The organism is Haloferax gibbonsii ATCC 33959, assembly GCF_000336775.1.
GTDB classification, from domain to species: domain Archaea; phylum Halobacteriota; class Halobacteria; order Halobacteriales; family Haloferacaceae; genus Haloferax; species Haloferax gibbonsii.
Map to the genome: position 1 here is coordinate 800,503 of NZ_AOLJ01000011.1, position 22,250 is coordinate 822,752.

At 67.0% G+C, this 22,250-nt stretch carries 19 protein-coding genes and 1 pseudogene; all 20 read left to right on the plus strand.

Going from position 1 to position 22,250, the window contains the following annotated elements; genetic code table 11:
- The first annotated feature begins 73 nt into the window (after positions 1–73).
- The gene (locus C454_RS07020) at positions 74–1,912 is read left to right on the plus strand and encodes an ABC transporter substrate-binding protein (RefSeq protein WP_004973982.1); all 1,839 of its coding nucleotides are present in this window, start codon (positions 74–76) and stop codon (positions 1,910–1,912) included.
- A gap of 212 nt (positions 1,913–2,124) precedes the next feature.
- Positions 2,125–3,171 (plus strand): annotated as a pseudogene (locus C454_RS07025) (ABC transporter permease); the annotation flags it as partial.
- Positions 3,172–3,180: 9 nt separating this feature from the next.
- The gene (locus C454_RS07030; protein ID WP_049905027.1) at positions 3,181–4,620 is read left to right on the plus strand and encodes an ABC transporter permease; all 1,440 of its coding nucleotides are present in this window, start codon (positions 3,181–3,183) and stop codon (positions 4,618–4,620) included.
- Positions 4,617–5,696 (plus strand): ABC transporter ATP-binding protein, encoded by a 1,080-nt coding sequence (locus C454_RS07035; RefSeq protein ID WP_004973984.1) that lies wholly within the window; start codon positions 4,617–4,619, stop codon positions 5,694–5,696. The genes C454_RS07030 and C454_RS07035 overlap by 4 nt, the downstream gene beginning before the upstream one ends.
- Positions 5,693–7,027 (plus strand): ABC transporter ATP-binding protein, encoded by a 1,335-nt coding sequence (locus C454_RS07040; protein ID WP_004973985.1) that lies wholly within the window; start codon positions 5,693–5,695, stop codon positions 7,025–7,027. Before C454_RS07035 ends, C454_RS07040 begins: the two co-directional genes overlap by 4 nt.
- Positions 7,028–7,029: 2 nt before the next feature.
- Positions 7,030–7,467, plus strand: coding sequence for a DUF7555 family protein (locus C454_RS07045; RefSeq protein WP_004973986.1), 438 nt, complete (start codon positions 7,030–7,032; stop codon positions 7,465–7,467).
- Between the two features lie 59 nt (positions 7,468–7,526).
- On the plus strand, positions 7,527–8,117 hold the full coding sequence (locus C454_RS07050) for a DUF7529 family protein (protein ID WP_004973987.1): 591 nt from the start codon (positions 7,527–7,529) through the stop codon (positions 8,115–8,117).
- A 123-nt stretch (positions 8,118–8,240) separates the two neighbouring features.
- Positions 8,241–9,095 (plus strand): CBS domain-containing protein, encoded by an 855-nt coding sequence (locus C454_RS07055; RefSeq protein ID WP_004973988.1) that lies wholly within the window; start codon positions 8,241–8,243, stop codon positions 9,093–9,095.
- Positions 9,088–10,872: a glycine--tRNA ligase gene (glyS, locus tag C454_RS07060; RefSeq protein WP_004973989.1), complete on the plus strand. Its 1,785-nt coding sequence runs from the start codon at positions 9,088–9,090 to the stop codon at positions 10,870–10,872. Before C454_RS07055 ends, glyS begins: the two co-directional genes overlap by 8 nt.
- A 6-nt stretch (positions 10,873–10,878) precedes the next feature.
- Positions 10,879–11,481 carry a diacylglycerol/polyprenol kinase family protein gene (locus C454_RS07065; protein ID WP_004973990.1) on the plus strand — a complete coding sequence of 201 codons (603 nt, stop codon included), beginning with the start codon at positions 10,879–10,881 and terminating at the stop codon, positions 11,479–11,481.
- 73 nt (positions 11,482–11,554) lie between these two features.
- On the plus strand, positions 11,555–12,040 hold the full coding sequence (locus tag C454_RS07070) for a cation:proton antiporter regulatory subunit (RefSeq protein WP_004973991.1): 486 nt from the start codon (positions 11,555–11,557) through the stop codon (positions 12,038–12,040).
- The gene (locus tag C454_RS07075; protein ID WP_004973992.1) at positions 12,040–13,254 is read left to right on the plus strand and encodes a cation:proton antiporter; all 1,215 of its coding nucleotides are present in this window, start codon (positions 12,040–12,042) and stop codon (positions 13,252–13,254) included. The genes C454_RS07070 and C454_RS07075 overlap by 1 nt, the downstream gene beginning before the upstream one ends.
- Before the next feature lie 484 nt (positions 13,255–13,738).
- Positions 13,739–14,956: an argininosuccinate synthase gene (locus C454_RS07080; RefSeq protein ID WP_004973993.1), complete on the plus strand. Its 1,218-nt coding sequence runs from the start codon at positions 13,739–13,741 to the stop codon at positions 14,954–14,956.
- Position 14,957: 1 nt separating this feature from the next.
- Entirely contained in the window at positions 14,958–16,424 is a 1,467-nt protein-coding gene (gene argH / locus C454_RS07085; protein WP_004973994.1) for an argininosuccinate lyase, read from the plus strand.
- Between the two features lie 317 nt (positions 16,425–16,741).
- Positions 16,742–16,921: a lysine biosynthesis protein LysW gene (lysW, locus tag C454_RS07090; RefSeq protein ID WP_004045057.1), complete on the plus strand. Its 180-nt coding sequence runs from the start codon at positions 16,742–16,744 to the stop codon at positions 16,919–16,921.
- Position 16,922: 1 nt separating this feature from the next.
- Complete coding sequence (gene lysX, locus C454_RS07095) at positions 16,923–17,798, plus strand: lysine biosynthesis protein LysX (RefSeq protein WP_004973995.1); 876 nt, start codon at positions 16,923–16,925, stop codon at positions 17,796–17,798.
- Complete coding sequence (argC, locus tag C454_RS07100) at positions 17,795–18,838, plus strand: N-acetyl-gamma-glutamyl-phosphate reductase (RefSeq protein ID WP_004973998.1); 1,044 nt, start codon at positions 17,795–17,797, stop codon at positions 18,836–18,838. Before lysX ends, argC begins: the two co-directional genes overlap by 4 nt.
- A gap of 54 nt (positions 18,839–18,892) precedes the next feature.
- Positions 18,893–19,876, plus strand: a complete 984-nt coding sequence (locus tag C454_RS07105; protein ID WP_004973999.1) for an acetylglutamate/acetylaminoadipate kinase — start codon at positions 18,893–18,895, stop codon at positions 19,874–19,876.
- Positions 19,876–21,012, plus strand: a complete 1,137-nt coding sequence (locus C454_RS07110; RefSeq protein WP_004974000.1) for an aspartate aminotransferase family protein — start codon at positions 19,876–19,878, stop codon at positions 21,010–21,012. The genes C454_RS07105 and C454_RS07110 overlap by 1 nt, the downstream gene beginning before the upstream one ends.
- Entirely contained in the window at positions 21,009–22,196 is a 1,188-nt protein-coding gene (locus C454_RS07115; RefSeq protein WP_004974001.1) for a [LysW]-lysine hydrolase, read from the plus strand. The genes C454_RS07110 and C454_RS07115 overlap by 4 nt, the downstream gene beginning before the upstream one ends.
- Positions 22,197–22,250 lie beyond the last annotated feature (54 nt).

Sequence of the window (22,250 nt, forward strand, 5' to 3'; positions counted from 1 at the left end):
CTTCCACGCTACACTATATCAAACAAATCGAATACGGTAAGTTTATCCACGCGGCCCGGAAAGATTGGTTCGAATGCCAGACACTAACAAACTCTCGCGTCGCCGCTTCCTGAAGGCAACGGGTGGGGCCGCTACGGCCGCCGCTCTCGCCGGTTGTACCGGCGGTGACGGTGACGAGACGACGACGACCGAATCCGGTGGCGACGAGACCACCACCGCGACGACGACCGAAGAGGACACGGGCACGGAGCTGTCCGGCTCGGTGTTCAACCGCATCCTCTCGGGCACCATCACGACGATGGACCCCGTCGCCGCGACCGACACGTCGTCGGGCATCCTCATCCAGCAGGTCTTCGACTGCTTGATGTCGTACCCGAACGCCCTGCCGACGGTCGAAAACGAGCTCGCCGCGGACTACACGGTCTCGGACGACTTCACGACCTACACGTTCCAGCTCGCCGACGCGACCTACCACAACGGTGAGACGGTCACCGCGTCCGACTTCATCTACGCGTGGGAGCGCCTCGCGGCCTCCTCGAACAGCCGCCGCGCCTACTTCATCCTCGATTCCATCGGCGTGGAACACGAGACGGACGACGAGGGCAACTACGTGCCCGGTTCGCTCGGCGTCGAAGTCGGCGAGACGGAGACCGAACTCGTCGTCAACCTCTCCGAGCCGTTCCACGACACCCTCGAGATGTTCGCCTACACCTCGTTCGCCGCCCTCCCCGAGGGCGTCCTCGGCGACATCGAGGGCTACGACGGCGAGATGGAGTACACCGAGTTCGCCTCGAACAACCCCATCGGTGCGGGTCCGTTCGAGTTCGCCTTCTGGGAGCAGGGTACCGCCGCGGCCGTCTCCAAGTACGACGACTACTACGGACAGGTCGCGCAGGTCGACAACGTCCGCTGGCAGGTCATCGAGGACGACACGGCCCGCTACAACTACGCGATGAACGAGAACGCGGACTACTTCGGACTGCCCACCGCGCAGTACGACCCCGGACTCGTTCAGGTGGAGTCGACCGACGAGTACGGTCGTGAAATCGGTAAGTACGGTCCCGTCCGCAACGGGAAGACGCTCAACTACGTCGGCGTCCCGACGCTGTCGATCTTCTACGTCGGCTTCAACATGGAGAAGGTCCCGAAGCCGGTCCGTCAGGCGTTCGCCTACGTCCTGAATCAGGGCCAGATGGTCTCGGAGGTCTTCAAGGGCCGCGGTTCCCCCGCACAGCTCTTCACGCCGCCGACTATCTTCCCCGGTGGCGCGCAGGCCGCAAACGACCTCATCGACTCGGAGTACCCCTACAACGCGGACGAGACGGACATCCAGGCCGCCCGCGAAGTCATGGAGGAGGCCGGCTACGGTGAGGACAACCAGTTCGAGGTCCAGTGGACCCAGTACAACTCCAACACGTGGGAGGAGATGGCGAGCATCCTCCGCGACCAGCTCGCGTCCGCCCACATCAACATGCAGATTCAGAAGGCCGACTTCTCGACGCTCCTCGAGCGCGGCCGCAACGGTCAGCTCGAGGCGTACACCCTCGGCTGGATCGCCGACTGGCCGGCCCCGGACAACTTCCTGCAGCTCCTGAACCCGCCGCAGACTGACACGTCCAAGCAGGGCCCCATCTCGTACGTCAACTGGACGGCCGAAAACGGCGACGCCTACCAGCAGGCGACCGACGCCTACCAGCAGGTCGTCAACAACCCGGCCCCGACCGACGAGGCCCAGCAGATCCGCGACGAGGCCTACGTCGACATCGAGACGGCCAACTGGGAAGACGTCGCGATGCTGCCCATCTACAACCGCAAGGACGAGACGTTCTGGTACGACACCGTCAACATCGAACCGTTCGGTGGGATGGGTCCGAGCCGCCAGAAGCTCAACAACGTCACGCTCAACCGGTAAGACTGGGTAGCGCGGGCGCATCTTCGCGTCCCGTCTCAGTTGAAACTCCCGGTTATTTTTGACAAGCGTACAGTTAGTCACCACTATATACTATAATCCTGCAGTAGAGTTGCTGAAACTACGACATTAGGGCTTCGAAGCGCAAGACATATCCATACCACTCATTAAACCAGTACAATAATGTCCGCTCGAACGGTCTGCGAGGTGATGCCATGAGTCGATGGCAGTACTTCCTCCGCAGGGTACTGATGTCGATTCCTGTCGTCATCTTCGGGACGACGATTACGTTTGCCCTCATCCGCCTGGGGCCACTCGACCCCGTTTCGGCGATTCTGGGGACGCAATACAACCCACAGGCGGCAGAACAGATTCGGACGAACCTCGGGTTGAACCAGCCGCTCTGGAGTCAGTACCTCGACTTCATGTATCGACTGTTCACCTTCCAACTCGGCCAGTCGTGGGTCATCGCACCCGGGACGACCGCGTACGAACTCATCGAAATCTACGCGCCCCGGACGATTTGGCTCGGCTTCTGGTCGGTCGTCATCGCGCTGTTCGTCGGGATTCCGCTCGGCTTCTACGCCGGACTGAACCCGAACACGCCCTCCGACTACGTCGCCTCCTTCGGCGGAATCGTCTGGCGCGCGATGCCGAACTTCTGGCTGGCCATCATGCTCGTCACGGCCCTCTCGCAGCTCGGGACGTGGACCAATGGCCTGTTCACGTGGCAGACGTGGATCGTCAGGACGAACGTCGTGACGCCGCCGGCGCTCGGCTTCTTCCAATCGCCGGTCGAACAGTTCCTCGAAGACCCCGGCGGGTGGACCGAGTCGTTCATCCGGGCGACGAAGCAAATCGCCCCGGCCGCGCTGGTCCTCGGGTCGGCGTCGATGGGTAACGAGATGCGCATCGGCCGCACCGCCGTCCTCGAGACCATCAACTCGAACTACGTCGAGACCGCCCGTGCGAAGGGCGTCTCCGGGCGCTCGCTCGTCTGGAAGCACATCTTCCGGAACGCGCTCATCCCGCTCGTGCCCATCATCACGGGCGAGGCGTTCCTGCTTCTCGGCGGGTCCGTGTTCGTCGAGACAGTCTTCGCCATCAACGGCCTCGGCTGGCTGTTCTTCAACGCAGCCATCAACGGGGACCTGCCGCTCATCGGGACGCTGATGTTCATCTTCATCCTCATCCTGGTCGGCACGAACATCCTACAGGACTTCCTGTACACGATTATCGACCCGCGCGTCGGGTACGACGGGGGAATCACAGTGAGCACGACAACCGAAACCGAAATTCCGCTCCGACAACGAGTCGCTGAGAACCCCCAGCCCGCGCTGATTTGGGCCGCCGTCGGTGCCGTCCTCATCGGCGTCGAGCTGGGCGCTATCCTCCAAGTCGTCGGTGCCATCGCCGGCGTGGTCGTCAACCTCATCCCCGGTGACCCCGGCGCGTCCGCCGTCCAGTCGCTGCAGGCGGCGTTCGACGCGATTCCGACGCTCATCTCCCGCGACGTGATTCCGAACCAGGGCTACTGGAACGGGACCGGCTACGAGAACACGTTCCTCGGGCTCTCGCCCGCGGTCGCGTGGGCCATCCGCGTCGCGGTCGTCTACGCGTACGCCTTCGCGGTGCTGGCGTGGGCGTGGAACGGCTACAAGCGGTTCCGCCGCCACTACCGCCGCGTCGACTGGACGCCGCGGGACGACGTGGTCAACCGCTTCCGGGGCCACTCCTGGGGCAAGTTCGGGCTCATTATCGTCATCACGTTTGTGGTCATGGCGGTATTCGCGCCCACGCTCGGGCCGACCACGATGGAACAGAACATCCTCCAGCCGTACGACTACGAGGTCAGCTACTGGAGCGAAGACACCCAGAGCGTCGAGACCGTCCTCGTCGGCGAGGCCAATCTCGGCTCCGGGTCGCAGGGAGCGGGTGACGAGAACGTCGCGCCGCTGACGTACGACGACTTCGGCAGATTCCACCCGTTCGGCACGGCGACAAACGGGAAGGACTTGTTCACACAGGTGGTGTTCGGGGCCAGGATATCCCTGACCATCGCCGTCGTCGCCATGGGCATCGCCGGCCTCATCGGACTCGCCTTGGCCATGATAACGGCGTACTACAAGGGACTGGCAGACTTGGCAACGGTGTTAGTCTCCGACTCGATACAGGCGTTGCCGGTCATCATGGTCCTCATCTTGATGCTCGTCATCTTCCAGAACACCTGGGTGAGGGAGTTGTACGACGGCGCGGTGCTCATCATCCTCATCTTCAGTATCGTCTACTGGCCGTTCATCTGGCGGTCGATACGTGGGCCAGCGCTCCAGGTCTCCGAGCAGGACTGGATCGACGCCGCGAAATCGTTCGGCCAGACGCCGACGCAGGTCATGCGCAAGCACATGGCCCCCTACGTGTTCAGCTACATGCTCATCTACGCCTCGCTCAGTCTCGGTGGTATCATCATCAGCGTCGCCGGGCTCTCGTACCTCGGGCTCGGCATCACCGCGCCGACCCCCGAGTGGGGCCGGCTCATCGCGAACGGACAGCAGTACGTCGCGAGTCCCTCGTGGCACATCTCGCTGGTTCCCGGCCTCCTCATCACGCTCGTCGTGACCGGCCTGAACGCCTTCGGCGACGGCATCCGCGACGCCATCGACCCGCAGGCGGACACCGGTGACGAGGCCGCGGCCACGGGAGGTGGCGCATGAGCACCGAACAGGCGAGTTCGGCCCGCACCGAGGGCGAGCCCCTGCTCTCCATCGAGAACCTCCGAACGTCGTTCTACACCGACAAGGAGGTCATCCGCGCGGTCGACGGCATCTCGTTCGACATCTTCCGCGGCGAGACCGTGGGTATCGTCGGCGAGTCCGGTTCGGGCAAGTCGGTCACGGCCCGCTCTATCATGCGGCTGGTGGAAAAGCCCGGCCGCATCGAGAACGGCCGCATCATGTACGACGGCGAGGACCTCCTCGACAAGTCGCCGAAGCAGATGCGCTCCATCCGCGGCGGCAGCATCGCGATGGTGTTCCAGGACCCGCTGACGAGCCTGAACCCCGTCTACACCGTCGGCAACCAGATCAAGGAGGCGCTTCGCCTCCACCGCGGACTGAGCGGGTCGAAGGCGACGAAAGAGGCCATCGAACTGCTCGAAGCGGTCGGGATTCCGGACGCGCACCGCCGCGTCCGCGAGTACCCCCACCAGTTCTCCGGCGGGATGCGCCAGCGCGCCGTCATCGCGATGGCGCTCGCGTGCGACCCCGAACTGCTCATCTGCGACGAGCCGACGACGGCGCTCGACGTGACCATCCAGGCGCAGATTCTGGAACTCCTCGAAGAGCTTCAGGAGGAACGCGACCTCGGCATCATGTTCATCACCCACGACATGGGCGTCATCGCCGAAATCGCCGACCGCGTCAACGTGATGTACGCGGGCGAAATCGTCGAGAGCGCACCCGTCGTCGAACTGTTCGAGTCGCCGAAACACCCCTACACGCAGGGGCTTCTCAACTCCATCCCCGGACAGGGGCTCGACGAGGACGAGCGCCTCGCGACCATCGAGGGCGACGTGCCGACACCCAACGAGGACCCGACGTACTGTCGGTTCGCCCCCCGGTGTCCGAAGGCGTTCGCCGAGTGCGACACGGTACATCCGGTCCCCGTCGACGTGGGCGACAGCGCGGACGACCACCGAGCGTCGTGTCTGCTGTACCCCGAGGACCTCCCGTCCGAGGAGGCGGTCGCCGTCCACCGCGAGGGCGGACAGCGCGGAGGTGACACGCGATGAGTACGACATCCACCGAAGAAGAGCGGAGCACCGAGGCGCGCGGAGACACCATCCTCGAGGTCAACGACCTCAAGACCTACTACGAGGACGGCGGCTTCCTCGGCAGCAACCCCGTGAAAGCGGTCGACGGCGTCTCGTTCGACATCCAGCGCGGCGAGACGCTCGGACTCGTCGGTGAGTCCGGCTGCGGGAAGTCCACGCTCGGTCGCACGCTGATGCGCCTCGAAGAGGCCACCGCGGGCGAGGTCAAACTCAACGGCACGGATATCACCACGCTGTCCGGCTCGGACCTCAAGCAGTTCCGCAAGGACGTACAGATGGTGTTCCAGGACCCCGATTCGAGCCTCAACGAGCGGATGACCGTGGGCGAAATCGTCCGCGAGCCGCTCGACGTCCACGACTGGAAGACGCCGTCGGAGCGCCGCGAGCGCGTCCGCGAACTGCTCGAAACCGTCGGCCTGCAGGAACAGCACTACTACCGCTACCCGCACCAGTTCTCCGGCGGCCAGCGCCAGCGCATCGGCATCGCCCGCGCGCTCGCGCTCGAACCGGAGTTCATCATCCTCGACGAGCCGGTGTCGGCGCTCGACGTGTCCGTGCAGGCGAAGATTCTGAACCTGCTCGAAGACCTGCAAAACGAGTTCGGGCTGACGTACCTGTTTATCGCCCACGACCTCGCGGTCGTCCGCCACATCTGCGACCGCGTCGCCGTGATGTACCTCGGCAACATGATGGAAATCGGACCGGCGGACGAGATGTTCGACCAACCGGCGAACCCGTACACGCACGCGCTGTTGTCGTCGATTCCGGAGCCGGACCCGACTATCGAGCGCGACCGAATCACCCTCCGCGGAACGCCGCCGAGCCCGCGGGACCCGCCGGCGGGCTGTCCGTTCTCGACGCGCTGTCCGGTGAAGATTCGCCCGGAGGCGTACAGAGACATGGACCCAGAGCTCTGGGAGCGCATCGAGGTCTTCCGCGAGGTGCTGCGGGAGCGCTCGCGCGCCGACCCCTCGTTGAGCGACCGCGTCCGGAAACTGCTCGGCCGCGAGAGCCACCGCGCCGGGATGGACGAAATCATCCCCGAACTGTTCGGCGAACTGGACGTGCCCTCGGGCGTGATGACCCACATCCGCGAGGCCGCCGATTACGCCGAAAACGACGACGAGGACGCCGCACAGACCTACCTCCACGAGGAGTTCGGGAGCGTCTGTGACCACGAGCGACCCGACCAGCTCACGGTCGGCAACCGGGGGCGCTTGAGCCTCTGTCACCGTCACGAACCCGAGTACGAAGAGCCGGCGGCCGTCTTCGAGACGCTCGTTCAATAGCCATGGAGTTCGACCCACGCCGCTTCGGCGTCAAGACCATCGACGCCGTGGTCTACGCCGTCTCCCTCACCGGCGTGGTGTTCGTCGTGACCGCCCTCGTGAGCACGCTCGCCGGCAACGGACTGCCCGGCGCGAAGTGGCTCATGTTCTTTCTCGGGTTCGCCATGTTCGGCTACGCGTCGCTGAAGGTCCGCCCGAAGGCGGCCTGGAAGGGCGGCGACGAAAACGGTGGCACCGACGGCGGCCTGTTCTCGGGGAGCGACGAGCCCGTCGGCGTCGAGAAACTCGTCGGGAACGCGCTCGACGCGGTACTGCCGCCGCGACTGCGACCCGCGAACAGCGACGAGCGGCCGTCGAGCGGGGTGAAACTCCTCCTCGCGTCGGTCTGTATCCTCGCGGCCTCGTACGCGATGGAGGTCGTCTTCGGCATCAACTACTGACCGCCTCGGACCCCCGTGGCCTTCGATGCCTTTTACCATATACGTCGTCCAGAACGGGTATGGCCGAACTCGGAGACGACGAGACGCCCGATGTCGAACGAATCGCCAGCGAGGCGGACCGCCGCCGCGAGGCGTGGGGCGCGACGCTCGACGACATGACAGCGATGGCCGACGAGTTCGAAGCCGACGGGTGGGAGACGGTCCGCATCCCGGCGGGCGACAGCGGTCCGTTCGGTCCCTCCAGCGGCAAGGGCGACGAGGGGGCGTTCGGCCTCGCGTACGTCATTCCCGGCGACAAGGCCGAGACGGTCGCCGACCTGTTCGAAGCGACGTCGTTCCCCGAGTACGAGGTGTACCGCGCGGAGAACGACGGCCGCGTCTACATGGTGACGGCGCTGTTCTCGCCGGACGCCGAGACCGCTATCTTCCTCGCGGGCGCGTGGGACCTCCGCGAGGCGCTCGAGTGTGCGACCGTCGCCGTCGAGGAAGGGCGGATGTACACCTACCTGCAGAAGCTCGACGGCACCGTCGTCGGCGTCGTCGAGCACGACGACCCCGAGAAGTTCTTCCCCAACCTCGACGCGATTCGGCGATACGCGCCGAACAGCGGCGACGACGAGGCCGAAGGCGACGCCAGCGACGACAACTGAGTCGGGGGCGTCCCGCTTTCGTTTTCGGAGGACTCGCGACGCTCCCGCGAGCGGCGGCGGACGCCTGTCAACGAACCGAAAGCGTTCGCAGAGTACATTAGGCGGGGGGAAGAAAGCGGGTGTATGAAAGTAGCCGACGCGATGACCCGCGGTGAGGAGGTCGTGACGGTGTCCCTGCCGGGCACCCGCGACGACGTTCTGGAATACCTCCAAGAGCGTGGGTTCTCTTCTGTTCCTGTGGTGAAAGAGACCGACGAGGGGACGAAGTACCGAGGGCTCATCTCTCGGGAGGACCTCATCGAACACCCCGACGAGGACCAGCTGGCGGTGCTCGTCCGCGAGGTGCCGACCGCGAGCGCCGACGACGACCTCGAAGCGGCGGCCGCGACGATGGTCTCGGAGGGCGCGCGCCGAATCCCCGTCGTCGACGGCGACGCCATCGAGGGCATCCTCACCGTCACCGACGTGGTCCGGGCCATCGCCCGCGGCGACATCGACGGCGAGACCGAGGTCGGCGACCTCGCCGCCCGCGACGTGAACACGACGTACGTCGACGTCCCCCTGCACATCGTCGAGCGCGAGATATTCTACGCGAACGTTCCCTACGCGGTCGTCCTCGACGACGAGGCCTCGCTGGCCGGCATCGTGACCGAAGTCGACATCATCGAGGTCGCCCGCGTCGTCGAAGGCGAGGCCGGCACCGGCGACTCGGTCGCCAACCAAGACGACGAGTGGATGTGGGAGGGAATCAAGGCGGTCGGCAACCGTTACATCCCGACCCGGAACGTCGAGATTCCGGCCGAGCCGGTCTCGAAGTTCATGACCGACGACCTCGTGAGCGTCCCGACGCGCGCCACCGCCAAGGACGCCGCCCAGACGATGATTCGCGAGGACATCGAGCAGATTCCGCTCGTCTCCGGCGACGAACTCATCGGCATCGTCCGCGACATCAACCTGCTGGAGGCGCTGTATGAGTGAGGGCGACGAGTCCGCCGCGCTCACCGAACTCGCGAAGCGCCGAGGCTTTTTCTTCGGCTCCTCGGAGGCCTACGGCGGCGTCGGCGGGTTCTACACCTACGGCCCGCAGGGCGCGGCCCTGAAGTCCAACGTCGAAGAGGCGTGGCGCGAGCGCTTCGCCGTCCAGGAGGGTAACCTCGAAATCGAAGCGCCGACCATCATGCCCGAACCCGTCTTCGAGGCGTCGGGCCACCTCGACGGCTTCGACGACATGCTCGTCGAGTGCGCCGAGTGCGGCGAGTCCCACCGCGCGGACCACCTCATCGAGGACAACTCCGAACTGGAGGACGCGGAGACGCTGTCGCCCGAGGAGGCGGCGGAGAAAATCGCCGACCTCGGCCTCGTCTGTCCGACCTGCGGCGCGGACCTCGCCGGCCAGTCGGTCGAGGACTTCAACCTCATGTTCGAGACGAACATCGGCCCCGGCTCCTCGACGCCGGGCTACCTCCGCCCCGAGACGGCGCAGGGCATCTTCGTGGAGTTCCCGCGCATCAAGGAGTACGCGCGCAACAGCCTCCCGTTCGGCGTGACGCAGGTCGGCCGCGCCTACCGCAACGAGATTTCGCCGCGGAAGAGCATCGTCCGCACCCGCGAGTTCACGCAGGCCGAACTGGAGCACTTCATCGACCCCGAGCGCGACGAGGCCGACCTCTCCGCGGTCGAGGACGTGGAGGTGCTCCTGTACCCCGCGACCGAGCAGGAGGCCGACGACGGCGACTACGTCGAGACGACCATCGGCGAGGCCGTCGAGGACGGCGTCATCGGCAACGCGTGGCTCGGCTACTTCCTCGGCATCGCCCAGGAGTGGTACGAGACGGTCGGCGTCGACATGGACCGCTTCCGCTTCCGCCAGCACCTCGCGGGCGAGCGCGCCCACTACTCCTCGGACTGCTGGGACGCCGAGAGCGAAGTCGACGGCGACTGGATAGAAATCGCGGGCTTCTCGTACCGCAGCGACTACGACCTCTCGAAGCACGGCGAGTACGGCGACGACGACTTCACCGTCTTCCAGCAGTACGACGAGCCGAAGACGGTCGAGCGCGCCGTCGTCGACCCCGACATGGCGACGCTCGGCCCCGAGTTCGGCGCGCAGGCCGCCGACGTGGCCGAGGCGCTGGAGACGCTCGCCGAGCGCGACCCCGACGCCTTCGACGCCGACGAGGTGACCCTCGACATCGACGGCGAGGACATCACCGTCGACACCGACGTGGCGAACTTCTCGGTCGAGACGCAGACCGAGGCGGGCGAGCACATCACCCCGCACGTGGTCGAACCCTCGTTCGGTATCGACCGCACGGTGTACACGCTCCTCGCGCACGCGTACGAGACCGACGAGGTCGACGGCGAGGCGCGGAGCTACCTCTCGCTTTCGCCCTCGGTCGCGCCGACGAACGTCGGCGTCTTCCCGCTCGTGAGCAACGTCGACGAACTGGTCGACCTCGCCGACGACGTGGCCGCCGAACTCCGCGCGGCCGGCTTCGCGGTCGTCTACGACGACTCGGGGAGCATCGGTCGGCGCTACCGCCGACAGGACGAGGTGGGCACGCCGTTCTGCATCACCATCGACCGCGACGGGCTCGAAGGCGACGGCGCGAACACCGTCACCATCCGCGAGCGCGACAGCGGAAAGCAAGTCCGACTGCCCGTCGACGACCTCGTCGGAACGCTCGTCGGCCTGCGCGCCGGCACCGCCTCGTTCGACGACGTGCTCGACGAGAACGAGGTCGTCGAGGCGTAACCCGCCGTGGGGCGACCGAACACCGCCGAGGTGAAACGGCGACTGGTCCACGCGAGCGGCTCGGGGATGCCGCTTTTGTACCTCCTCGGGCTGGTCGAGTGGCGTACCCTCGGGTATCTGTTCGTCTTCCTCGCGGCGGTCGTCAGCGTCCTCGAACTGCTCCGGCTGTTCGGCGGCCTCGACTGGGCCATCTACGACGACCTCACCCGCGAGTACGAACAGGACAACGTCGCCGGCTACGCGCTGTACGTCTACAGCCAGACCGCCGTCGCGCTGGTGTTCGGCCCCCACGTCGCCATTCCGGGGATGCTCATGCTCACCATCGGTGACCCGATAAGCGGCCTCCTCGGCTCCGCCCCGGTCGGCGAACTGAAGTCGGCGCGGACGCTCGCGGCGATGTTCGCGGTCTGTTTCGTCCTCGCCGCGCCGTTCGTGATTCCCGTCTCGGGAGTCGTCGCGGGCGGCCTCGCCGCGGCCGTCGGAGCCGCCGGGGCGACGCTGGCCGACGGCGCGAAGCCGGTCGTCGCCGGCTACGTCATCGACGACAACCTCTCGATTCCGCCGGTCGCCTGTACCGCCATCGCGGTGACGCTCTGGCTGCTCGCCTGAGCGGAACGCGGTCGGCGTTCGGGCGTCGGTCCGTGATGCGATTTTATTTCGGTCGGCGACGAACCGGACAGTCATGACTGTCTACGAGAGCGACCTTCCGGGCGTCGGGAAGAAACACGAGGTAGAACTCGGCGACGGCTCCCGACTCGTCATCGTGACGCACAACACCGGCAAACGGGAGGTGTTCCGGCGTCCGAACGCCGACAGCGACTCCGAGAAGCTGTTCGAGCTCACCGACAAACTCGCCCGGCAGGTGGGGACGCTCCTCGAAGGCGCGTACTTCCAGCCGGTCCAGACGGAGAACATCGAGACGCTTCTCGGCGGGGACACGCTCATCGAGTGGGTGGAAGTCGGTGCCGGTTCCGAGGTAGCGGGCAAGACCCTCGGCGAGTCCGACCTCCGGCAGGCGACCGGCGCGTCCGTCATCGCCATCGAGCGCGGCGACGAGGTCATCACGTCGCCCGGCGGCGACGCGATGGTCGAAGCCGGCGACACGCTGGTCGTCATCGGTCCGAAGGCGGCCTGCCGCGACTTCACAGCGCTCGTCAAAGGGACCTGATGGCGGCGGCGCTGCTCGAATTCGGCTACCTGTTCGCCGTCCTCGCGGTCGTCGGAGCGGTCGCGCTCCGCCTCGGCCTGTCGGTGATTCCCCTCTACGTCGTCGGCGGCGTCGTCGCCGGGCCGTACGTCGCCGGGCGGTTCGGCCTCCCGTACGTCCCGAACGACGAGGTGGTGGCGATTCTGGCGGAGCTCGGTATCGTCCTCCTCCTGTTTTTCCTCGGGTTGGAGTTCAGCCTCGACCGACTCCGGTCGTCGGGGGCGAAAATCGGCCGCGCGGGCGTCATCGACCTCGCGGTGAACCTGCCAATCGGCATCGCCATCGGTCTCGTCCTCGGGTGGTCGCCGGTGGAGGCGCTGCTGCTCGGCGGCATCGTCTACATCTCGTCGTCGGCCATCGTGACGAAGACGCTCATCGACCTCGGATGGATCGCGGACCCCGAGTCGGAGCCGATTCTGGGCACGCTCGTCTTCGAGGACCTCGCCATCGCGGTCTACCTCGCGGTCGTCACCTCGCTCGTGCTCGGCGGCGACGGCGGCGTCGCGGCCATCGGTCGCTCGCTCGCCATCGCCTTCGGCTTCCTCGGCCTCCTGTTCGTGGCCGTCCAGTACGGGACGGCGCTTTTCGCCCGCGTCCTCGACGTGGAGAACGAGGAGGCGTTCGTCCTGCGGGCGCTCGCGGTCGTCGTTCCCATCTCGGGTGCGGCGCTCGCGCTCGGGGTGAGCGAGGCCGTCGCGGCGTTCTTCGTCGGGATGGGCTTTTCGACGAGCGGCCACCGGGAGCGACTCGAACACCTGCTCGTCTCGGTCCGCGACGTGTTCGCCGCGGTGTTCTTCTTCTGGATCGGCCTCGGTACCGACCCGACGCTGTTGGCGGCGGCGGCCGTCCCGCTCGCCATCGCGGTCGTCGTGTCGACGCCGTCGAAGATTCTCTCGGGCTATTTCGGCGGTCGGGCGTACGACCTCTCGGCGCACCGGTCGCTCCGGGTCGGCGTCGGGTTGGTGCCGCGCGGCGAGTTCTCGCTCGTCATCGCGGCGCTGGCCGCCGCGGGGACGACGCCGGTGATGCGCGAAATCATCCCGGCGTTCGCGGTCGGCTACGTCTTCGTCATGAGCGCGCTCGGAACGGTGCTGATGCAGCGGTCGGACCTCGTGGAGCGACTCGTGTTCCGCGGCGGCGCGGCGGACGGAGATGTCTCGACCGAGAGCGCCTGACTCGCCCCGGCGCGGCGTTTTCGACCCGTCGACGCCGACCGATCCGAACGGCCACAGAACACTTATCCGAGGAGTCGTCACGTTGCGGGTGCTATGACCCTTATCGAGTGGCTCATCATCGCAGTCGTCGTGCTCGCGATTATCGCGCTCGTGGTCGCGCTCGTCGACAACGAACTACTGGTCGAACTCGCCGGGGAGTTGCTCGACTGAGGAAACGTTTGCGTCGCCGGAAGCGTTTAATAGGGAAGACGTCGTAGCGTTTCGCAACCATGGCGACTCGCAGCACCTTCGCCACTTTTGCCCCGCTGCGAGCCGCGGCTGTCCGACCCCGACGACGGGCCCTTTAGGGCCACAATCATCATCTCCTTCGGGACACGTCGAAATCGCTAATCACCTATTTTCGTGCCTATAGGCATCTCTACTACTTAATTTCAGAAATTGAATGCAAAGAATTTATCTGTATGTCCCCGCCACAGACGAGTACATGAAGAAAGTCGCACTCGCGTTCTCGGGCGGACTCGACACAACAGTCTGCGTCCCGATTCTCGAAGAGGAGTACGGATACGACGAAGTCGTCGGCGTCACCGTCGACGTCGGCCAGCCGGAAGAGGAGTTCGAGGAGGCCTACGAGACGGCCGAGGCCCTCGGACTGGAACACTACGTCGTCGACGCGAAACAGGAGTTCGCACAGCTCTGTCTCGACTCGGTGTGCGCCAACGCGGACTATCAGGGCTATCCGCTCGGCACCGCGCTCGCGCGCCCGGTCATCGCTAAGGCCATCCTCGGACTCGCCGAAGAGAAGGACTGTGACGGTATCGCCCACGGCTGTACGGGCAAGGGCAACGACCAGCTTCGCTTCGAAGCGGTCTGGCGCGCCTCCGACCTCGAAGTCATCGCACCCGTCCGCGAGATGGGCATGACCCGCGAGTGGGAAATCGAGTACGCCGCCGAGAAGGACCTCCCGGTGCAGGGCGGCAACGAGGGCGTCTGGTCCATCGACACGAACCTCTGGAGCCGTTCCATCGAGGGCGGCAACCTCGAAGACCCCGGCTACGTCCCGCCGGAGGACATCTACGAGTGGACCGACCAGCCGTCCGGCGAGACGGAACTCATCGAAATCGCGTTCGAAGACGGCTACCCGGTCGCCGTCGACGACGAGGAGATGGAACCCCTCGAACTCATCTCGTTCCTCAACGAGAAGGCCGGCAAGCACGGCGTCGGCCGCACCGACATGATGGAAGACCGCATGCTCGGCCTCAAGGTGCGCGAGAACTACGAGCACCCGGCCGCGACGACGCTCCTGAACGCCCACGAGGCGCTCGAAGGGCTCGTCCTCACGAAGGAGGAACGCGACTTCAAGGCCACCGTGGACAACGAGTGGTCCCAGAAGGCCTACGAGGGCCTCATCGACGCCCCGCTCGTGGGCGCGCTGAACGCCTTCCTCGAGAAGACCCAAGAGCGCGTCACGGGCACCGTGACCATCAAGTTCGAGGGCGGGCAGGCCCGCCCGGTCGGTCGCAAATCCGAGTACGCCGCGTACTCCGAGTCCGCCGCCTCCTTCAACACGGAGACGGTCGACGGCATCGAACAGGCCGACGCGACGGGCGTCGCCAAGTACCACGGCTTCCAGGCGCGCCTCGCCAACCAGAACGCGAAGAAGGAAAAGCCCGAACTGGCCGCAGACGGCGGTAGCGACGAGTAAGATGGCAGGCGAGGACGGCGACTCCGAGGGCGTCATCCGCCGGGACCGCTTCAGCGGCGGCCCCGCCCGCGGGTTCATGTCGAGCCTCGCGGCCGACGAACGCATCTTCGAGGCCGACCTCGCCGTCGACCGGGCGCACGTCGTGATGCTCGCGTCGCAGGACATCATCGAGTCCGAGGTCGCGAGCGAGATTCTCGCCGCGCTGGACGAGGTCGAGGCCGCGGGCCACGACGCGCTTTCGGGCGGCGAAGACGTCCACGAGGCCATCGAGGCCGCCGTCATCGACATCGTCGGCCCCGACGGCGGGAAGATGCACACCGCACGCTCGCGAAACGACGAGGTGGCGACCTGCATCCGCTACCGCCTGCGCGAGGACGTGCTTTCGGCCCTCGACGCGGCGCTCGCCCTGCGCGAGTCGTTACTCGAGACGGCCGCCGAGCACACCGAGACGGTGATGCCCGGCTACACGCACCTGCAACCCGCGCAGCCGACGACGGTCGCGCACTTCCTGTGCTCGTACGAACGGGCGGTCGCCCGCGACTGCGCCCGCCTCATGTGCGCGTACGAGCGCATCAACCAGTCGCCGCTCGGGTCGGCGGCGTTCGCGGGCACGCCCTTCGACGTGAACCGCGAACTCGTGTCCGACCTGCTCGGCTTCGACCGCGTGATGGAGAACTCGATGGACGCTTCGGCGACCCGCGACTTCCTCGCGGAGACGCTGTCGGCGCTCACGACCCACGCGGTCACGCTCTCCGGCCTCGCCGAGGACCTCGTGATATTCTCGAACAAGGGCCTCGTCGAGCTGTCGGACGACTACTCGTCGACCTCCTCTATCATGCCGCAGAAGAAGAACCCCGACACGATGGAACTCGTCCGCGCCGTCGCGGGCGACGCCGTCGGGGAACTCACCGGCCTCCTGACGACGCTGAAGGGGCTGCCGCGCGCGTACAACCGCGACCTGCAGCGCGCCCACAAACACGCGTTCCGCACCGTCGACGACGTGGCCGAGGCGGCCGCGGTGGCCGCCGGCGCGGTCGGGTCCGCGACGTGGCCCGAAGACGAACTCGCCGCGGCCGCTGGCGACGGCTTTTCGACCGCGACCGGCGTGGCGGACCTGCTGGCGATGGCCGGCCTGCCGTTCCGCACGGCCCACGAGGTCGTCGCGGAGGCGGCCGCCCGCTCGGAGGGAACGCCCGACGTGGCAACACTTGACGCCGTCGCTACGGACGTATTAGGTGAGTCACTCTTTACGCACGTGACAGCCGAGGCCGTCGAAGCCGCGCTCGACCCGACCGAGAGCGTGGCGAGTCGCGATTCGGTCGGCGGGCCCGCGCCCGCCGCCGTGGAGGCGACGCTCTCGACGGCCCGCGACGAGCTCTCGGACGACGCCGCCGCCGTCGCCGACGCGCGCGACTCGCTCGCCGCGGCGGCCGAGGGTCTCGAAGAGGAGGTTTCGAGCTATGTCTGAGTTCACGGACGCGACGCCCGCCGGTCTGCTCCGACGACCGCGAGCGACCGCGCCGCGACGACCGGCGGGGCTCCGACGACCCCGACCGGAACCCCGACGACGACCACGCCCGACGCGGGGGACGGGTCGACCGGTCCGACGACCGGTCCCGTCTCCGGCGTCGAGTGAGCGTGGCACCCAAGCTCGACGCGTCGTTCGGCCGACCCGTATTGTCGGCCGATTCGACAGATAACACCCGTTAGAGACTTCTTTGCGTTTATTTTCGTCGTGTAATTTTCGACGGCTTTAATACCGTCCGTCGACCAGCCACGGATGTAATGAGCGACACCATCACCGCGGAAGACCCGCTGAGTGGAGAGGAAATCGAGCTGCCTGCCGACGTCGAAGTCGGCGAAATCATCGACAGCCCCGCCACGGGCGCAGAGCTTGAGGTCGTCTCCCTCGACCCCGTGACACTCGAAGAAGCGCCCGAACTCGAAGAGGACTGGGGAGAGTAAATTGCACGTTGGACTGCTCTATTCCCGGATTCGCCGCGACGAGAAGCTCCTGCTCAACGAGCTTCGCGACCGCGGCCACGAGGTGACGAAGATAGACGTTCGGAAAGAGCAGTTCGACCTCACGGAGCCGCCGGAATCGTTCGACGGACTCGACGTGGTGGTCGACCGCTGTCTGGCGACGAGCAGGAGCATCTACATCACGCGCTTCCTGCAGTCGTACGGAATCCCGGTCGTCAACTCCCACGAGACCGCCGACGTCTGCGCCGACAAGGCGAAAAACAGCCTCGCGCTCGCGGACGCGGGCGTCCCCACGCCGAACACGAAAGTGGCCTTCACGGTCGACTCGGCGATGGAAATCGTCGAGGAGTTCGGCTACCCCTGCGTCCTCAAGCCGGTCGTCGGCTCGTGGGGTCGCCTGATGGCGAAAATCGACTCCGAGTCGGCCGCCGAGGCCATCCTCGAACACAAGTCGACGCTCGGCAACTACGAGCACAAGGTGTTCTACATCCAGGAGTTCGTCGAGAAGCCGGGCCGCGACATCCGCGTGCTCGCCACCGACGGCGAACCCGTGGCCGCGATGGTCCGCTCGTCGGACCACTGGCTCACGAACGCCGCGAAGGGCGCGAGCGTCGACGAGTTCGAACTCGACGACCGCGCGAAGGAACTCGTCAAGCAGGCGTCCGACGCGGTCGGCGGCGGCCTCCTCGGCGTCGACCTCATGGAGACGGGAGACGACTACACCGTCCACGAAGTCAACCACACCGTCGAGTTCAAGGCGCTCAACGACGCCGTCGAGACGGACGTTCCCGCGACGGTCGTCGACTGGCTCGAAGCGAAGGTCGACGGCGAGCAGTCGCTGGCGGAGGTCTCGGCGTGAGCGAACAGCTCACCGCGGGCGTCGTCGGCGGCTCCGGCTTCACCGGCGGCGAACTGCTCCGCCTGCTCGACGGCCACCCGAACTTCGACGTCGAACAGGCGACGAGCCGCTCCTACGAGCGCAAGACCGTCGGACACGTCCACCCGAACCTTCGTCACCTCGACCTCCGTTTCACCTCGCCGGAGGACCTCGAATCAGTCGACGTGCTGTTCACGGCGACGCCCCACGGCGTCTCGATGGAGCACATCGACGCCTTTCAGGACGCGGCGGACACCGTCGTCGACCTCTCTGCGGACTTCCGTCTCTCCGAGGCGGCGCAGTACGACGAGTGGTACGACGGCCACGTCTGCCCCGAATACCTCGAACAGTCGGAGTACGCGCTCCCCGAACTGAACCGCGAGAACCTCCCCGGCGCGGACCTCATCGCCGCGGGCGGCTGTAACGCGACCGCGACGATTCTCGGCCTCAAGCCGCTTTTCGACGCCGGCATCCTCTCCGGCGACGAGCAGGTCGTCGTGGACGTGAAAGTCGGCTCGTCGGAGGGCGGCGCGGGCGCGAGCAAGGCGTCGTCGCACGCCGAGCGCTCGGGCATCGTCCGCCCCTACGCGCCGACCGGCCACCGCCACGAGGCCGAAATCGAGGAGTACCTCGGCCTCTCGGTCTCGTTTACCGTCCACGCGGTCGACATGGTCCGCGGCGCGGCGGCGACCTGTCACGTCTTCCCCGACGGCCCCGTCTCGAAGGGCGACATGTGGAAAGCGTTCCGCGGCTCCTACGGCGACGAACCCTTCATGCGCACCGTCGCCGGCGGCGGCGGCGTCTACCGCTACCCGGAACCGAAGTCGGTCGCCGGGACGAACTTCGGCGAGGTCGGCTTCGAAATCGACCCCGGAAACCGACGACTCGTCGTCTTCTCGGCCATCGACAACATGATGAAAGGCTCCGCGGGGCAGGCGGTCCACGCCGCCAACATCGCGCTCGGGCTGGAGGAGACCGCCGGACTCGACTTCACCGGCTTCCACCCCATCGGCTCGCCCTGACCGCACCGCCCCCGAACGCTCGCCCCGACCCACGATTTACGCACCATTTCGACTATGACAGGATACACACGCGAGGAACTGCTCGCGGCACACGAACAGCTCGTCGACAACGAAGACAACCTCATCGCCGACGGCGGTATCGGAATCGGAGATTCCGGTACCTCGTCAGCGCTCCGTGCTGACGGCGGCAAGGAGCCGCCGGTCGTCGTCAAAATCGGCGGCGCGAAGGCCGTCGACCCGCAGGGAGCCGTCTCCGACGTCGCCCACCTCGTCGCCAACGGCACCGACGTGGTCGTCGTCCACGGCGGCTCGACCGCCGTCGACGAGACGCTCGAAGAACTCGGCGAGGAGCCGACGTACGTCGAGTCGCCCTCGGGCGTCTCCGGGCGCTTCACCGACGAGCGCACCATGGAGGTCTTCTCGATGGTGATGCCCGGCAAGCTCAACACGGACCTGACGGCGCTGTTCCGCGAGGCGGGCGTCGACGCGCTCGGCCTCTCGGGCGTCGACGGCGGCCTCCTGACCGGCCCGCGCAAGTCGGCCGTCCGCGTTATCGAAGACGGCAAGAAGAAAATCAAGCGCGGCGACCACTCCGGGAAGATTACCTCGGTGAACGCGACGCTCCTCGAAACGCTCCTCGACGGCGGCTACACGCCCGTCGTGACCGTTCCGATGCTCGCCGACGACGGCGTGCCGGTCAACGCCGACGCCGACCGCGCCGCCGCCGCGGTCGCGGGCGCGCTCGGCGCGAAGCTCGTCGTCCTCACCGACGTGAAGGGCGTCTACGCCGACCCCGACGACGAGTCCACGCTCATCGAGACGGCCGACACGCCCGAGGAGTTCTCGGCGCTCGAATCGGCCGCCGAGGGGTTCATGACGAAGAAGGTCATGGCCGCGAAGGAGGCGCTCGACGGCGGGGCCGCCGAGGTCATCGTCTCCGACGCGAACCTGAACGACCCCATCGTGACCGCGCTCAACGACGGCGGCACGCACGTGACGCCCGGTGCGCTGGTCGAAACCGAGGAGGCTGAGCAGTAATGTCTGGATTCGTCTTCAACGAGAAGCCCATCGCCATCGAGTCCGGCGAGGGGCCGTATCTCTACTCGGACGACGGCACCGAGTACCTCGACTTCGGCGCGAGCTACGCCGTCGCGGCGCTCGGCCACTCTCACCCCGCGGTCACCTCGGCGATTCAAGAGCAGGCCGCGAAGCTGACCTACGTGCAGGCGTCGTACCCCGTCGAGGTCCGCACCGAACTCTACGAGAAGCTGGCGACGCTCGCGCCCGGCGACATCTCGAACGTCTGGCTCTGTAACTCCGGCACCGAGGCCAACGAGGCGGCGATGAAGTTCGCCCGCTCGGCGACCGGCCGCCAGAAGATTATCGCCACGAAGCGCGCGTTCCACGGCCGCACCCTCGGGAGCCTCGCGCTCACGTGGAAGCAGAAGTACAAAAAGCCCTACGAGCCGGTCGCCGGCGGCGTCGAATTCGTCAGCTACGGCGACGAGGAGGAGCTCGCCGAGGCCATCGACGACGAGACGGCCGCGGTCTTCTTAGAGCCGATTCAGGGTGAAGGCGGCATCAACCCCGCCGCGGCGGAGTACCTCCAGACCGCCCGCGACCTGACCGACGACGCCGGCGCGGCGCTCGTCTTCGACGAGATTCAGACCGGTATCGGTCGCACCGGGTCGCTGTGGGCCTGCGAGAACGCCGGCGTCGTCCCCGACATCCTGACGAGTGCGAAGGGCATCGCCAACGGACTGCCGCTCGGCGCGACGCTCTGCGCCGACTGGATCGCGGACGGCGCGGCCTCCCACGGCTCGACGTTCTCCGGCGGTCCCGTGGTCTGCGCGGCGGCGAACGCCACCCTCGACACCATCGTCGAAGAGGACCTGCCCGGCCACGCGGCCGCGGTGGGCGACTACCTCACGACGGAGCTCGAAGCCGCCGTCGAGGAACACGACCTGCCGGTCCGCGAGGTCCGCGGCGACGGCCTCATGGTCGGCGTCGAGGTCAAGCGCGGCGCGAACCGCACGCTGAAGCACCTCGCGCTGTCCGAGCAGTTGCTCGCGCTCCCCGCGGGCCGGACGGTCGTCCGGTTCCTGCCGCCGCTCGTCATCGAAGAGGAACACGCCGACCGCGCGGTCGACGCCATGACGAACGTGTTATCATGAACGCCGAAATCGACCGCGAGGACGGCGGCGAGGCGGAAGCGGAGACCGAGACGGAGTCAGCGGCTGAGTCGCAGTCGCAGTCGGAGACGACGCCCGACGCCGAGGTCGATGCCGGCGTGACCCCCGACGCGGACGCCGACACCGACGCCCTCGACGAGGGCGAGTGGGTCGACGCGCGCCACCTCCTCTACGACATGGTCTCGACGCCCTCGGTTTCGGGGGACGAGGAGGCGGCCGCCGAGGTCCTGAAGGCGTTCTTCGAGGCGCACGACCGCGAGGTCTGGATAGACGAGGTCGGCAACGTCCGCGCGCCGGCCGACGACGCGGTGCTCCTCACCTCCCACATCGACACCGTCCCCGGCGACGTGCCGGTGAAGATAGAAGACGGCGTCCTCTGGGGTCGCGGCAGCGTCGACGCGACGGGGCCGCTCTGTTCGATGGCCGCGGCGGCCGTCGAGACGGGCGTCTCGTTCGTCGGCGTCGTCGGCGAGGAGACCTCCTCGCGCGGCGCGTGGCACCTCGTGGAGGACCGCGAGGAGCCCGACGCGGTCGTCAACGGCGAGCCCTCGGGCTGGGACGGCGTCACGCTCGGCTACCGCGGGTTCCTCTCGGGAACGTACATCGCGACGAGCGAACTCGGCCACTCCTCGCGCCCCGAGGAGAACGCCATCCAGTCCGCGGTCGCGTGGTGGTCCCGCGTGGCCGACTTCTTCGACGAGGAGCGCGACGGCGTCTTCGACACGGTGACGACCAAGCCCGTGACGTTCGACGGCGGCCCGACCGACGACGGTCTCGCGGTCGAGGCGACGGTGGACGTGCAGTTCCGCGTCCCGCCGCGGCTCTCCATCGACGACGTGCGCGAGGTCGCGGAGGGCGAACTCACCCGCGGCGGCGTCCACTGGAACAAGCCCATCCCGCCGGTCATGATGAGCCCGCGGACCGACGTGGCGCGGGCGTTCCGCGTGGCCATCCGCAACGTCGGCGGCGTGAAGCCCCGGCTCCTCCGGAAGACCGGGACCAGCGACATGAACATCTTCGCCGGCACGTGGGACTGCCCCATGGCGACCTACGGCCCCGGCGACTCCGACCTCGACCACGCCCCGAACGAACACCTCGACCTCGCCGAGTTCGACAGCGCCATCGACGTGCTCGTCGACGTGTGCGAGCGCCTCGCTGACGACTGAGGCGAACCGAGCGGCGACGGCCGACTGGCCGAGACGACGAACCGACACGGAGAC